Source organism: Paraburkholderia bengalensis (assembly GCF_037126505.1).
In the GTDB taxonomy this organism is placed as follows: Bacteria; Pseudomonadota; Gammaproteobacteria; order Burkholderiales; family Burkholderiaceae; genus Paraburkholderia; species Paraburkholderia bengalensis.
Map to the genome: position 1 here is coordinate 13,395 of NZ_JACFYJ010000035.1, position 14,605 is coordinate 27,999.

Below are 14,605 nucleotides of genomic sequence, written 5' to 3' on the forward strand. Positions count from 1 at the left end.
GTCGGCACGCGCTTTCAATGGAACGCAAATGCAGCGCGTTGCTCACGCGACACAATGCGTGTAGGGAAGAGAGAAAAATTTCACACCTTCTTGTGAGGAAAGAAAACCTTGTTGTAACACCAAGCGCCATTGAGAATATTCCGATAGAAGCCACCCTGAGCGAACACGAAGATGAGCACTCCCCACACCGCGGGGCCGACCTCGATCCGATAAGGTCGGGCAATTGGAATCGCAGTCCGGGCCGTCGTCGGCGACGGCCCCGTGCCGGTTCAATGTGCATGATGCACATCATCTTCATCATTTAATCAGGAACACGAAGTATGAAAAAGATCGCATTTCCGCTGGTCATTGCAGCCATGAGTCTTGCAAGCGTCGCGGCACACGCTGGCTCGAGCAACGGCGGCGTGGTGACCATCAACGGCCAGCTGATGGCGAACACCTGCACGGTGAGCGGCAACGGCCAGGGCGCCAACTTTACCGTCACGCTGCCGACGCTGTCCGCTGCGGAACTGTCGGCTGCGGGCGCGACGGCGGGTGCGACGGGCTTCAACATCGCCCTTTCCAGCTGCACGCCGGCTACGGGCAATGTGCACACGTTCTGGGAATACGGCACCAACACGCTGGCTGACGGCAACCTGAAGAACAATGGCACGGCCACGAACGTGGAAGTCCAGCTGCTCGACTACAACGGCTCGCAAAAAGTTCTTAACGTCAGCAAGGCAGACGGTGCGCAAAACGCGCAGTCAGTGGCGATCGCGAGCGGCAACGCCAGCCTGCAATATGCGGCGCAGTACGCTTCGCCCGCGGGCGGCGCGACGGCCGGCACCGTGACGACAACGGTGACCTACTCGATGGTCTACCAGTAAGCACTGTCGCACCCGGCAACTGACGATGCATCTCATCTGATCAGGATGCCTATCCAAATGCTGTCGATCACGACGATGCAGAACGTGATCGACGGCATCGCAAGTGCAAAAACGCAGAAGTGCTCGAGCGCTACTCCCCGGCATGTCCGTGAGGGCGCGTAGCGATCACCTGTCTGTACACGTCTTGCCGAGCGCAAACGGGCGCCGCGCACCCGCACGGCGTCCGTCATCGAAGGCCCGTTTTCTGTTGAGTGTCATGAGTATCCGAAGAATCGTTTCTTGCGCATTGGGCGCCACCATGCTGGCCCTGGGTCTGATGTTGTCGTTTGCGGCGGACGCGTCGGTCGTGATCGCCGGCACGCGCGTGGTCTACAACGCCGCCGACAGCGAAGTGACGCTCAAGCTTTCCAACGTCGGCAAATCGCCCGCGCTGACGCAGATCTGGCTCGACAAGGGCGACCTGAAGGCCGACCCGAGCAAGCTCGATCTGCCGTTCATGCTGACGCCGCCGCTCGCACGCATCGATCCCGGCAAATCGCAGACCATCCGCATCGCCTACACGGGTGAAGCGATGCCGCAGGATCGCGAAACGCTGTTGTGGTTCAACGTGCTCGAAGTGCCGCCCAAGCCGACGGCGGACCAGGCGGGAACGAACCACGTGCAGCTCGCATTCCGCTCGCGCCTGAAGTTCTTTTTCCGTCCGGCTGGCCTTGCTGGCAAGTCCGACGATGCGCCCGAGCGCCTGACCTGGCGCGTCGCCGAGCAGAACGGCCGTCCGGCGCTGCTGGTTTCGAACCCGACGCCGTATCACGTGACGATCATCGAGGCTCAGGTCGGCGAAGGCGAACACGCGCCCAGGTTCGACGACGGCGGCATGGTGGCGCCCGGCGGCCAGCTCGCGCTGCCGCTGTCCGCTGCGCCCGCTGCTGGCGGCAAGGTGTCGTTCACCACGCTCAACGACTACGGCGGCCCTGTGAAGCACGAGGCGGCACTTCCGTAGCCATCACCGGCTGCTTACACCCTGACGAATGCTGACGAACGCCGGCACGAACGGCTCAGAGATTCGTCAACCGTCTGGACTGAGCGTCGAGGGATGAAGCCTTCGTCGCTCGCCGCATCACCGCACGCATTTTCCGCGAGGTAGACGCTTCGGATGCCGATGGCTTCTTGCATCGGCAGGGGCCGGTCTTGCCTGCGAATCCGGCTCACTATGAACAACTGCAACTCGAAAACGAAATTCCGGGCAGTCCACGCCAGTCCTTTCAGGCTAAGCCAGGCGAGCGTCGCCGTGCTGCTCGCGTTGTCCGCTGCGCATGCGCGGGCGGAAGGCGCGCATACGGCTGGCAGGCAGGCAGACGTCTTTCCACCCGCCGATGTGCTCGATTCCTCCGCATCGCATCAGGGCAATGCCGGTGCTCTGACAAGCGCGACGCCCACGGCGCCTGCGCCTTCCGCGGGGCAAGACGCACCGGAAACGGCGCGCACGCGCACGAGCGCATCGCCGATGAAGCTGACGCTGGCCACGCCGTCGAACGCATCTGCAACCGCGAGCAAACCTTCACCGTCCGCTGCGCAATCGACCGCCTCGACCGAGCCCGCCGCCGTCGAGTTCAACCCACAGTTCCTGACGGGCACGGGCGCGGCGCAGACCGACATCAGCCGCTTCGACAAGGGCAACGTCGCGCTGCCTGGGCGCTATCGCGCGGCGCTGTATGTGAACCAGGTGTGGGTCGGCACGGCGGAAATCACGCTGCGCCAGCTGGACGCGCCCGGCCACCCTGTGCGTCCCGTATTCGATCGCGATCTTCTCGCACGCATCGGCGTGGACATGACGCGCCTTCCCGCTAACACGCTCGCCATGCTCGACGGCGCGAGCGATCACCGCGGCACGCCCCTGCCCGACCTGATTCCGCAAGCGACGGCATCATTCGACATGGGCGAGCAACGCCTCGACGTGAGCGTGCCGCAAGCGATGATGAGCCGCAACGCGCGCGGCTGGGTCGATCCTAAGTTCTGGGACGACGGCATGCCCGCCGCCGTGCTGCAATACAACGCGAACGTCTATCACAGCAACGCCGCCGGCTTCGCGAACACGCAGAGCTACGTCGGCCTGACGGCGGGCGCGAACATCGGCGCATGGCGCTTTCGCTACAACGGCAACGTCACGAACTCGACCCTCGCGGGCACGCATGTGCAAAGCATGCAAACGTACGCGCAGCGCTCGTTCGCGCCGATCAAAAGCCAGCTCACGGTGGGCGACGCATTCACCGACGGCACGATCTTCGATTCGTTCGGCGTGCGCGGCGTGCAGCTCAGCACCGACGACCGCATGTATCCGGAGTCGCAGCGCGGCTACGCGCCGACTGTGCGCGGCATCGCGAACACCAATGCGAAGGTTCAGGTGAGGCAGAGCGGCAACATCATCTACGAAACGACGGTGCCGCCCGGCCCGTTCGAGATCAACGATCTCTATCCGACCGGCTATGGCGGCGATCTGCAGGTCGTCGTGACGGAGGCCGACGGCAGCCAGCACATCGCATCGCTGCCGTACTCGGCGCCCGTCAACGCGCTGCGCGAAGGGCGATGGCGCTACAGCGTGTCGGCTGGGCAGTACCGCAACACGAGCCTGAACACGCATCCGTTCGTGTTCGAAGGCGGCGTGCAACGCGGTCTGAACAACTTCGTCACGCTGTACGGCGGCAGCGTGCTGGGCGAAGACTATGTGTCCGCGGCGGCAGGCGTTGCGCTCGATACGCCCGTCGGTGCATTCGGCTTCGATGTGACGCAGGCGAGCACGGATCTACACAGCTTGGGCAATCGCAGCGGACAGAGTTTGCGCCTGTCGTTCTCGCGCACCTTCGCGCCGACGGACACGGCCGTCACGCTGGCCGCGTATCGCTATTCGACGAGCGGCTTCCTCGACTATCAGGACGCGATGACGCTGCGCGATCTCGCGCTGCACGGCACGGCGTTCACGAACAACGGCATCCAGAAAGGCCGCCTGCAACTGACGCTGAACCAGACGCTCGGCAAGTACGGTTCGGTCTATGCATCGGGCTACACGCAGAATTACTGGAACAAGACAGGCCGCGACACCGCCTTCCAGGTCGGCTACAACACCAACGTGGGCCGGGTGGGCGTCAACGTGTCGGCGTCGCGCGAACTCGAAGTGAACACGGCGCGCTGGGACAACCGCATGATGCTCAACCTCAGCATTCCGCTCAACATCGGCTCGACGGTCGCGAACACGCAGACGAGCTTCACGCACGACTCGAACGACAACAGCAACCAGATTCAGGAGACTTTTTCGGGCGCGGCCGGCAAGGACTTCGACATCAACTACGGCGTCACGGCGGGACGCACATGGGGCAGCACGTCGGGCAACAGCATCAATGCGAACGTCGGCTATCTCACGCGCTGGTCGCAGTTGCGCGCCAACGCGGGTTATGCGAACGGCTACACGCAAGGCGGCTTCGGCGCGACAGGCTCGATCGTCGGCTATGACGGCGGCGTCGTGCTCACGCCGCAAACGGGCGACACCTATGCCGTGATCGAGGCGAAAGATGCCGCTGGCGCCCGCATCGCCACATCGCCGGGCGTGCGGCTGAACGGCCGCGGACAGGCCGCCGTGGCGGGCATGCAGCCGTATTCGCTGAACAACATCGAGATCGATACGAAGGGGTTGCCGCTCGGCGTGCAACTGAAAACCACGGAGCACCGCTTCGCGCCGACAGCGGGCTCGGTGGTGCGCGTGAAGTTCGATACCGAGGATCGCGGCCGCGCCGTGCTCATGCGCGTGCGGCGTCTTGACGGCGACGCGGTGCCGTTCGGCGCCGATGTCATCGATGCAGGCGGCAATCTCGTCGGCACGGTCAGTCAGGGTAGCCGCGCGATGTTTTACATGAAGACGCCTGAAGGTCAATTCCGCATCAAGTGGGGCGACAGCAATACGCAGAGTTGCACGGTGCGCTACGCGCTGCCAAAGAACGCCAAGGCGACATCCACACCCGCCGCGCCGACTGTATTCGCCGATGCCGTCTGCGAGTAAGCCCATGTCCGGCCGCTTGTGCGCAACGGCCTTCTTCAATCTTCGTGGAGAACCTCCCAGATGCGAACACTCAAACTGCTGACGGGCGTGCTCGTCGCAGCCGCTGTCACTGCCACTGCGCCCGCCTTTGCGATCGACGCGACGCTCTATTTCACAGGGCAGATTTCACAGCCGTCGTGCACCGTCGATACATCGTCGCAGAACCAGACGATCAATCTGGGCAGCGCGTCGGTCACGGATTTCGCGGCGATCGGCAGCACGCTGAACGCGACGGCGTTCAACATGCTGCTGACCAGTTGCGCGCCGGGCACGAAAGTCACGATGACCGTGAACGGCACGATGAACACCGTCGCGAGCGTGTTGCAGAACACGGGCACGGCGACGCAGCTAGGCGTGCAGTTGCTGCAGGCCGCAAGCGTCGGCGGCACGACGGGCACGCCGATCACGCTCAACAGCGCGATCAATCTCGGCACGGTCGACGCGACCAACACGATGACGATTCCGATGGTCGCGCAGTTCTATCGGCTGGGCACATTGACGGCGGGGTCGGTGACGGCCACGGCGACGGTGAACTTCACTTACAACTGACGCCGCGCACGACATGAGAACTGCTGTCGCCCGCGCGATCCAGCGCCACCTTGTTTAACAATCACGCTATGACCTACCCCATGATTTCGACGCATCGATCCAGGGCGATGCAGTTACTGATGCTGTGCCTGCTGAGTCTGTTCCTGCTGACTGCCTCTCCGGGTGCGAAGGCGGATAGTTGCAGCGGTTCGACGGGCACTTACACGGTCAACCTGCCCGCGTCAGTCACTGTGCCACGCGATGCCCCCGTCGGAACCATACTGACAGGTTGGACGATGAGTAGCGGCACATACATCGGCATGTGGAGCTGCACCGTAACGACAAGTGGCGGAGGCCCAGGCGCTGTAGGCAGGTCGTTGCTGGCCTCATCTGGTACGCAGGTCTCATACGGCGGACAGACCTACACCGTCTTCGACACGGGCTATCCCGGCATCGGCATGATCATCACGTTCTACGACGGGGAGAATGGATGCGGCGGTGGCTTCTATAACGAAGGAAGTATTTCGCCGTCGGTCTTCCTCGGCGGTGGGTGCTACAACTACGGGTCAGGTCCTTCCGGCGCCGAGATCAGTGTTGCCCTGGTGAAAACGGGTCAGGCAGCCGCCGGTACCTTGTCGAATATGTCGATCGCGCAAGCGGCACCTGGGATAACGATAGCTTCAGGCACTATAGGCATCTATACGTCATACACCGTGTCATTCCAGACCACGCCTGTGCAGATCGTCAACGGATCATGCACCACGCCGGACGTGTCGATTCCACTCGGTAATTTTCTTACCAGCACTTTCACGGGCACAGGTTCGACATCGTCTGCTGCCTCGTTCACGATCAACGTGAACAACTGTCCTGTGGGCATGAACAGCGTCAAGTACCGCATCGACCCGACGACGACCGTCGTGAACAGCGCGCAATCAGTGGTGGCACTCGACAGCACATCGACTGCAACGGGTGTCGGCGTCCAGCTTCTGAACAGCGCAGGCTCGGCGGCATTTCCATTGAGCAGCACCCAGACGCTCAGCAGCTACAGCAGCAGCACGGGCGGCAGTTATACGATTGCGCTCAAGGCGCGCTATTACCAGACGGCGAGCAGCGTCACACCCGGCCCGGCCAATACATCGATGACGGTCACGATGACCTATCAGTAAACCTCGCGACGCCCTTCACGCATGAATAAAAAAAAGCTCTCGCACGCGAGAGCTTTTTCATTTGCTTCGGTTTCCAAAGCTTATTCGGAAACCTCGGCAGCACGACAGCAGAACTTAGCCGAAATTCTTCTCGGCAAAATCCCAGTTCACGATGTTCCAGTAAGCCTCGACGAACTTCGGACGCGCGTTGCGGTAGTCGATGTAGTACGCGTGTTCCCATACGTCGATAGTCAGCAGCGGCTTCGCGTCCGTTGTCAGCGGCGTAGCGGCGTTGCTCGTCGACACGAGATCGAGCGAACCGTCCGCCTTCTTCACGAGCCATGCCCAGCCCGAGCCGAACGTGCCGACTGCCGTCTTCGTGAACTCTTCCTTGAATTTATCGAAGGAACCCCACTTCGCGTTGATCGCGTCGGCCAGCTTGCCCTTCGGCGCACCACCACCTTGCGGCGACAGGCTGTTCCAGAAGAACGTGTGGTTCCACACTTGCGCGGAGTTGTTGAAGATACCGCCCGACGACTTCTTGACGATTTCTTCCAGCGACAGGCTTTCGAACTCGGTGCCCTTGATCAGATTGTTCAGGTTGGTCACATAGGTCTGGTGATGCTTGCCGTAGTGAAACTCGAGCGTCTCTTCCGACATGTTCGGAGCGAGCGCGTTCTTCGCGAACGGCAGCGGCGGGAGCGTATGTTCCATGGTGCTTATTCCTTTGTATCTGTTTATGGGGAGTCTGCGGATAACGCTGCGGAGAACCCGATTGTAGGCGACTTGGAATAACCCCGCAAACGGAAGCCCATTATGGTGTTCATTGCGAAAATGCGCCGCGCGGGCAGCGTAATTAATGCTCGCGCAGCATGCATTCATGCATCGTATGAAGGTCAAAACTACTGTGAAAGACAGGCTTCAGAAGCCATCCGTAAGACGCGGCTGGACATCCGCCAACGCGATATCCGCCGAGCCTTCCGCGAGATGCACCGTCATCCTGCGGCCAGGCTTCAGTGCGGAAGGTGCGCGCACCGCGCGGCCGTTCTGCGCGTCGAGCAGCGCCGCGTAACCGCGCTCGAGCGTGCGCTGCGGGCTCAGCACTTCGAGCCGCGCAGCCAGTGTTTCCACTCGCGCATGATGTCTTTCATGCTGGCGCAACAACGCGCGTTCCAGCCGCTCGGCCAGTCCATCGACCTTCGCGCGATGCAACGACAGATCGGGCCGCCAGCGCTGCCAGCGCATCTGCGCGAGCGAGAAACGCGCGCGCGCATCGCGCACGGGCCGCGCCCCCGCCGACGCAAGCCGCACGCGCAGTTGCTGCAAATGCGTGCGTTGCCGCGCCAGTCTTTCAGCCGGCGAGACGAGACGTCGTGCAGCGCGAGCTGCGAGCACGCGCTCCATCATGCGTCCGAAGCCCCGCGCGAGCGCCGCATGGCGGTGATCAGATCGCGCAGCAGCACGCGCTGCGGGCTGACGAGTTCGGCGGCACCTGTAGGGGTGGGCGCGCGCACGTCGGCGGCGAAGTCGGCGATCGTGAAGTCGGTTTCGTGACCAACGCCGCTCACGACGGGCACCTCGCTCGCCGCGATCGCGCGCGCCAGCACTTCTTCGTTGAACGCCCACAGGTCTTCGATCGATCCGCCGCCGCGGCACACGATCAGCACATCCACCTCACGGCGGCGGTTCGCGCATTCGACCATCGCGGCCAGCTTCGCGCTGACGCCCGCGCCCTGCACGGGCGCCGGATACACGACGACGGGAATGTGCGGTGCGCGGCGCGCCAGCGTGGTCAACACGTCGCGCAACGCAGCCGCCTGCAGCGACGTGACGATGCCGATCGAGCGCGGATGCGACGGCAGCGCGCGTTTGCGCGCAGGATCGAACAGACCTTCGGCTTCGAGTTGCGCTTTCAGCCGCAGGAACGCTTCATACAGGCGTCCCTGGCCCGTGCGGCGCACGGCCTCGACGTTCAACTGCAGTTCGCCGCGCGGCTCGTACATCGTGACGAGCGCGCGCACTTCGATCTTGTCGCCTTCGCGCGGCATGAACTCCGCATACTGCGCGCGGCCGCGAAACATCACGCAGCGCATCTGCGCCTGCGGGTCCTTGATCGAGAAGTACCAGTGGCCGCTCGCGGCGCGCGTGAAGTTCGACACTTCGCCGGACACCCATACGAGCGGAAACGAGCGTTCGAGCATCGTGCCAATCGCGCGATTGAGAACCGACACCGGGACGACGGCATCGCCGCCCGCGCCGGACGCAGACGAGAAAGGACTTTCGGAAATCATGCGGGAAGAGGTTTTATCAGGCCGGACAGACGATAGACCGAACGGCCAGCCAGGTCCAGCCCGTTCTCCGCGCGGTTAGTCGCGCGGTTAGTCGGATTGTTAAAAGTGTCCACATGTCGGGAGAAACATGTCGGACGCCCGAAAAACCGCGCCAGAGCCCACTTAATACCATTTAAACCATTGATTTTTAAACACATTTTTGTCTTTCCAAATCGGCCATCGCCGAGCCGAGGCTTGCGCCACGGCCTTGCCGACCGTTTGCAAGGCACGTTCTCCACAAAGTTATCCACAGGCTATGGATAAAGCATTCGCCGTGCGCAGACGGCTTTCGGCGGGCTTTCCGACTTGCGGTCGAAGCAGCCGACGCGCTAGAGTGCCGGGTTCTGGCGAAATCTGCCTGTCGGGCAGACTGTGCGCCCGGCACTTCCGAAGGGCCGCACAATCGTTCCCTGATGCGCGCAGCCGCTGGGCGCATTCGGCAAAAGCGCGACGGGCGTCCGCATGCCGTCGCGCGCCTGCTGCCGCATTTGCCTGTGGTTTTCCGCTTGCCGCTGTCCCGTCTTGAGCGCGTTGTGGTTCGCCTGGTCTTTCAACCGTCGGTGCAACCGACTGCCCGGAGATGCCTGCCGATGTTCGCTTTGTCCGTCCTGTCTGACGCGCCGCGCCAGCCGGCTGCCCGCCGATGAGCGAACTCGCGTCGCGCATCGAGGCGCGCATCACGCGCGAGTGGCGCCAGCGCGGCCCGCTCGCGTGGGCGCTGACGCCGCTCGCCTGCCTGTTCGGCGCGGTGGCGCTCGGCCGGCGCGCTGCGTTTGAACTGGGCTGGCTGAAATCGGTACGCATTCGCGTGCCCGTGGTCGTCGTCGGCAACGTGACGGTCGGCGGCACGGGCAAGACGCCCACTGTGATCGCGCTGGTGCAGGCGTTGCGCAGCGCCGGTTTCACGCCGGGCGTCATCTCGCGCGGCTACGGCGCGAAGATCACGCTGCCGACGCTCGTCACGCCCACCTCGAAGGCGACCCAGGCGGGCGACGAGCCGCTGTTGATCGCGCGCCGCACGGGCGCGCCCGTGTTCGTGTGCCCGGACCGCGTGGCCGCCGCCGAGGCGCTGTGCAAGGCGCACCGCGACGCGGACGTGATCGTCAGCGACGACGGCCTGCAGCACTACCGGCTCGAACGCGACGCGGAAATCGTCGTGTTCGATCACCGGTTGGGCGGCAACGGTTTTCTGCTGCCGGCCGGGCCGCTGCGCGAGCCGCTGTCGCGCAAACGCGACGCGACGCTCATCAACAACCCGTACGACCGCGCGCTGCCGCCGTGGCCGAACACGTTTTCGCTCGAACTCGCTCCCGGCGACGCCTGGCATCTCGACAACCCGCGCCTGCGCCGCCCGCTCGCGCAATTCGCTGGTGAGCGCGTGCTGGCGGCCGCGGGCATCGGCGCGCCCGAGCGGTTCTTCGCGACGCTGCGCGCGGCGGGTCTCTCGCCCGACACGCGCGCACTGCCCGATCATTACGCGTTCAGCACCAATCCGTTTGTCGATGTCGACGCCGACGCGATCCTGATCACCGAAAAGGATGCGGTAAAATTGGGGTCCTGGCATGACGCGCGGCTGTGGGTCGTTCCCGTCGAAGCCACGCTCGATCATCGCCTCATTGCACTCGTTGTGGAGAAAGTCCGTGGACGCTCGCCTGCTTGAAATTCTCGTCTGCCCGATCTGCAAGGGCCCGCTCAGCTACGACCGCGCCGCGCAGGAATTGATCTGCAACGCAGACAAGCTCGCCTATCCGATCCGCGACGGCATTCCCGTGATGCTCGTGGACGAGGCGCGTCAAACGGTCGAAGGCACGCCCGTCGATCTGAATCCCGGCTCGGTCGCGTAAGCGCGCGGCACCCGGCACAACACCGCGCCTCGCAGTCAACCGGATGATCCGCGCCGCCGACCAGGCGGCGCGTCTTTCTCGGCCTCATCGAGGCCAGATGTCGCCAGTTCATAGCCACTCCACCGTCCTTCACGCCGAATCCCAGCGGCCCCCTTCCGATGAACGCCACCCAGCCCACTCCACCCTTCATCGCCGTCGTGCCGGCGCGCCTCGCGTCGACGCGTCTGCCGAACAAGCCGCTCGCCGACATCGGCGGCAAGCCGATGGTCGTGCGCGTCGCGGAGCGCGCGCTCGAATCGGGCGCGCAGCAGGTGCTGATCGCCACCGATGCGCAAGCGGTGCTCGACGTCGCCCGCGCGCATGGCATCGACGCGATGCTGACGCGCGTCGATCATCCGTCGGGCACGGACCGGCTCGCGGAAGTCGCGGCGCACTACGGCTGGAGCGACGACACGATCGTCGTCAACGTGCAGGGCGACGAACCGCTGATCGATCCGGCGCTGGTGCGCGGCGTAGCGTCGCACCTCGCGGCCACGGACGGCTGCGCGATCGCGACGGCCGCGCATCCCATCCACGCGAGCGCGGACGTGTTCAATCCGAACGTCGTGAAGGTCGTGCTCGATGCGCGCGGTGTCGCGCTGTACTTCTCGCGCGCGCCGATTCCATGGGCCCGCGACGCTTACCAGCCGCATTGGCCCGAGGTCGCGCGGATGCCCGCGCGCCCGCGCCCGCCACCGTCTATCGGCATATCGGGCTGTACGCCTATCGCGCGAACTTCCTCCGTACTTACCCGAGCCTGTCGATCTCGCCGATCGAGCAGGCCGAAGCGCTCGAACAGTTGCGCGCACTGTGGCACGGCGAGCGCATCGCCGTGCTCGTCACACACGACGCGCCTCTGCCCGGCGTCGATACACCCGACGATCTGGCCCGAGTACAAGCTTTTTTCGGGCCCGTGGCGTAAAAGGGATGGCATAATCGATCGTTCGCGCGATTCATCCGATGTCGATGCGCATTGATCGACATCGCCATTCGCCCGTATTTTTAAACCGCTGTTGTGCCGTTTGCTTCGCTGCGCCGTCCATGACGTGCAGCGCGAAGCCGACAGGGCCGAGCGCTCCGGCAACCACAGCGGCAACCAAGAATGAAGAGCGTCGACCGCAGCAGACAATCATGCGCGGTCCGCCATACAGAATTGACATAGATCTGGAGATATCACATGCGTTTGATCCTGTTGGGCGCTCCTGGCGCGGGCAAGGGCACCCAGGCGAACTTCATCAAGGAAAAGTTCGGCATTCCGCAAATCTCGACGGGCGACATGCTGCGCGCCGCCGTCAAGGCAGGCACGCCGCTCGGCATCGAAGCAAAGCGCTACATGGATGCCGGCGAACTCGTTACCGATGAACTCATCATCAATCTCGTCAAGGAACGTCTGCAAGACTGCGACTGCGAGAACGGTTATCTGTTCGACGGCTTTCCGCGCACCATTCCGCAAGCGGAAGCGATGAAGCAGGCAGGCGTCGCGATCGACTACGTGCTGGAAATCGACGTGCCGTTCGACGAGATCATCACGCGCATGAGCGGCCGCCGCACGCACCCGGCGTCGGGCCGCACCTATCACGTGAAGTTCAATCCGCCAAAGGTGGAAGGCGTCGACGACGTAACGGGCGAGCCGCTGATCCAGCGCGACGACGACAAGGAAGAAACGGTCAGGAAGCGCCTCGATGTCTACGTCGCGCAAACCAAGCCGCTAATCGACTACTACAACAACTGGGCGAAGAACGGCGACCCATCCACGCCGCTGAAAGCGCCGCAATACCGCCGCATCTCGGGCCTCGGCACCGTCGACGAAATCCGCGACCGCGTGTTCGACGCGCTGAAGTAAGCCGCGCATCGTTTGTCAGCCCATGAAGAACCCGCCTGTTACGGCGGGTTTTTTTATTCGCGCTTGTGCTTTCATTCGGAGCACTGAGAAAGCAATGAGCGAGCACGAAGAAAACACTGTGCGGCCGCCGCCGTCCACGCGTTTTGACGCGCCTGGGCGAGCCGTTAAAATCGACCGGCGATAACGATTCGAACAGCGTCAAACACATTCCATCAAGGAGAAGACATGGACATCAAGGACAACGTGTTTCTGATCACGGGCGGCGCATCGGGCCTCGGCGCCGCAACGGCGCGCCTCGTCGCGCAAAACGGCGGCAAGGTCGTGCTCGCCGACCTGAACCACGATGCAGGCGAGGCGCTCGCGAAAGAGTTGGGCGGCGTGTTCGTCAAGTGCGACGTAAGCCGCGAAGACGACGCCGCGCAGGCCGTCGAAGCCGCCACGAAGCTCGGCTCGCTGCGCGGCCTCGTCAACTGCGCCGGCGTCGCACCCGCGATGAAAACAGTCGGCAAGGACGGCCCGCACCCGCTGCACTCGTTTGCGCGCACCGTGTCGATCAACCTCGTCGGCACCTTCAACATGATTCGCCTCGCGGCTGCGGAGATGGCGAAGCTCGCGCCGAACGCGCTCGGCGAACGGGGCGTGATCGTGAATACGGCTTCCGTGGCCGCGTTCGACGGGCAGATCGGCCAGGCGGCGTATGCGGCGTCGAAGGCGGGCGTCGCGGGCATGACGCTGCCCATCGCGCGCGATCTGTCGCGCAACGCGATCCGCGTGATGACGATTGCGCCCGGCATCTTCGAAACGCCGATGCTGCTCGGCATGCCGCAGGAAGTGCAGGACGCGCTTGGCGCGATGGTGCCGTTCCCGTCGCGTCTGGGCAAGCCGGACGAGTTCGCCATGCTCGTCAAGCACATTTTCGACAACCCAATGCTCAACGGCGAAGTGATCCGTCTGGACGGCGCGATCCGTATGCAGCCGAAGTGAGCGCGCGACACGCGTGCCGCTGAAATGAAAAACGCCTGCGTGTCGTTGCTCACGCAGGCGTTTTGACGAGAAACGGCGATCAGCGCTCGATGCTCAATCGCGATCGTCGTGCTGCGTGCGCTGACGCAGTTCGTGCAATTGCGATTCGACCACCGTCGCATCCTCCGCATCGGGCCGGTCGCCGAGATAGCGCTCGAGATCTTCGAGGGCAGGCCGCAGGTAATCGAGGCGCGCATACGCAAAGCCGCGATCGCGCACTTCTTCGATATTTTCCGGCAGCAGGATCACGAGCCGCTGCTGCACGGCAAGCAGCCGCTGCCAGCGCTCCGTCTGCACATACGTCGCCTTCAGATTACGCAGCATGCGCGCGATGATCTCGCGGCGCGTCGCCGGCTGCAGCAGCATGCGCAGCGCGCGGCTCACCGACTCGCCCGCCTTCGCCACATACGGCTCCAGCATCTCGACCATTTCGGGCTCCGTCAGCGGATGGCCCGTAGTGGGATCGATCATGGCGTCGCCTTCGGGCAGCGTCACGCGCAACAGAAAATGCCCGGGAAACGATACGCCGCGCACGGGAATATCGACCTGCGACGCCATCTCCAGGTACAGCACCGCGAGCGAAATCGGAATGCCGCGGCGCCGCTTGAGCACCATGTTCAGATGGCTGTTGTCCGGGTCGTAGTAGTCGTTGACGTTCGCCGCGAAACCCAGTTCGCGGAAGAAGTAGCGATTCAGAATGCCGACGCGCTGCTGGATATCGGCGTCGTCGGGAATGCGGCGCTTGACGCGCAATGCGAGTTCGTCGATCTCGGCGAGCACGGCTTGCAGATCGAGATCGGGGTAAGCATCCTGCGCGAGCGAGAGCGCCGCTTCCGTGAGGGGAAGCCCATCGTCGTCGGCGACGAGCGCGCTGAAATAGTCGAGAACTCGCGTCATCGT

The 14,605-nt window shown here is 63.7% G+C and carries 11 protein-coding genes and 2 pseudogenes; 10 read left to right on the top strand and 3 right to left on the bottom strand.

The window, feature by feature from the left end:
* The first annotated feature begins 320 nt into the window (after window positions 1-320).
* The 5 genes from H3V53_RS20790 to H3V53_RS20810 all read left to right on the top strand — a co-directional run bounded on the left by H3V53_RS20790 (window position 321) and on the right by H3V53_RS20810 (window position 6,647).
* Window positions 321-866, top strand: a complete 546-nt coding sequence (locus tag H3V53_RS20790; RefSeq protein WP_054916911.1) for a fimbrial protein — start codon at window positions 321-323, stop codon at window positions 864-866.
* Window positions 867-1,164: 298 nt separating this feature from the next.
* Window positions 1,165-1,866 (top strand): fimbrial biogenesis chaperone, encoded by a 702-nt coding sequence (locus H3V53_RS20795; RefSeq protein ID WP_336599568.1) that lies wholly within the window; start codon window positions 1,165-1,167, stop codon window positions 1,864-1,866.
* A gap of 210 nt (window positions 1,867-2,076) precedes the next feature.
* Window positions 2,077-4,914 carry a fimbria/pilus outer membrane usher protein gene (locus tag H3V53_RS20800; RefSeq protein ID WP_336599569.1) on the top strand — a complete coding sequence of 946 codons (2,838 nt, stop codon included), beginning with the start codon at window positions 2,077-2,079 and terminating at the stop codon, window positions 4,912-4,914.
* Window positions 4,915-4,974: 60 nt separating this feature from the next.
* The gene (locus tag H3V53_RS20805) at window positions 4,975-5,502 is read left to right on the top strand and encodes a fimbrial protein (RefSeq protein ID WP_336599570.1); all 528 of its coding nucleotides are present in this window, start codon (window positions 4,975-4,977) and stop codon (window positions 5,500-5,502) included.
* Between the two features lie 356 nt (window positions 5,503-5,858).
* The gene (locus H3V53_RS20810) at window positions 5,859-6,647 is read left to right on the top strand and encodes a fimbrial protein (protein WP_336599571.1); all 789 of its coding nucleotides are present in this window, start codon (window positions 5,859-5,861) and stop codon (window positions 6,645-6,647) included.
* A gap of 114 nt (window positions 6,648-6,761) precedes the next feature.
* On the opposite strand, the gene H3V53_RS20815 is transcribed toward H3V53_RS20810, so the two are convergent.
* Window positions 6,762-7,340, bottom strand: coding sequence for a Fe-Mn family superoxide dismutase (locus H3V53_RS20815; protein WP_054916917.1), 579 nt, complete (start codon window positions 7,338-7,340; stop codon window positions 6,762-6,764).
* Window positions 7,341-7,547: 207 nt separating this feature from the next.
* Window positions 7,548-8,917: pseudogene (gene xseA, locus H3V53_RS20820) on the bottom strand (exodeoxyribonuclease VII large subunit).
* Window positions 8,918-9,599: 682 nt separating this feature from the next.
* Here xseA and lpxK point away from each other — a divergent pair.
* The 5 genes and pseudogenes from lpxK (at window position 9,600) to H3V53_RS20845 (ending at window position 13,666) form a co-directional block, all read left to right on the top strand.
* Window positions 9,600-10,616 carry a tetraacyldisaccharide 4'-kinase gene (gene lpxK, locus H3V53_RS20825; protein WP_336599572.1) on the top strand — a complete coding sequence of 339 codons (1,017 nt, stop codon included), beginning with the start codon at window positions 9,600-9,602 and terminating at the stop codon, window positions 10,614-10,616.
* Complete coding sequence (locus H3V53_RS20830) at window positions 10,597-10,800, top strand: Trm112 family protein (RefSeq protein ID WP_007180583.1); 204 nt, start codon at window positions 10,597-10,599, stop codon at window positions 10,798-10,800. The genes lpxK and H3V53_RS20830 overlap by 20 nt, the downstream gene beginning before the upstream one ends.
* A 158-nt stretch (window positions 10,801-10,958) precedes the next feature.
* Window positions 10,959-11,761, top strand: a pseudogene (kdsB, locus tag H3V53_RS20835) (3-deoxy-manno-octulosonate cytidylyltransferase).
* A gap of 255 nt (window positions 11,762-12,016) precedes the next feature.
* On the top strand, window positions 12,017-12,682 hold the full coding sequence (gene adk, locus H3V53_RS20840; RefSeq protein ID WP_054916925.1) for an adenylate kinase: 666 nt from the start codon (window positions 12,017-12,019) through the stop codon (window positions 12,680-12,682).
* Window positions 12,683-12,907: 225 nt separating this feature from the next.
* Window positions 12,908-13,666, top strand: coding sequence for a 3-hydroxyacyl-CoA dehydrogenase (locus H3V53_RS20845; protein WP_336599573.1), 759 nt, complete (start codon window positions 12,908-12,910; stop codon window positions 13,664-13,666).
* Between the two features lie 93 nt (window positions 13,667-13,759).
* On the opposite strand, the gene H3V53_RS20850 is transcribed toward H3V53_RS20845, so the two are convergent.
* Window positions 13,760-14,602, bottom strand: a complete 843-nt coding sequence (locus H3V53_RS20850; RefSeq protein WP_336599610.1) for a SirB1 family protein — start codon at window positions 14,600-14,602, stop codon at window positions 13,760-13,762.
* Window positions 14,603-14,605: the final 3 nt, after the last annotated feature.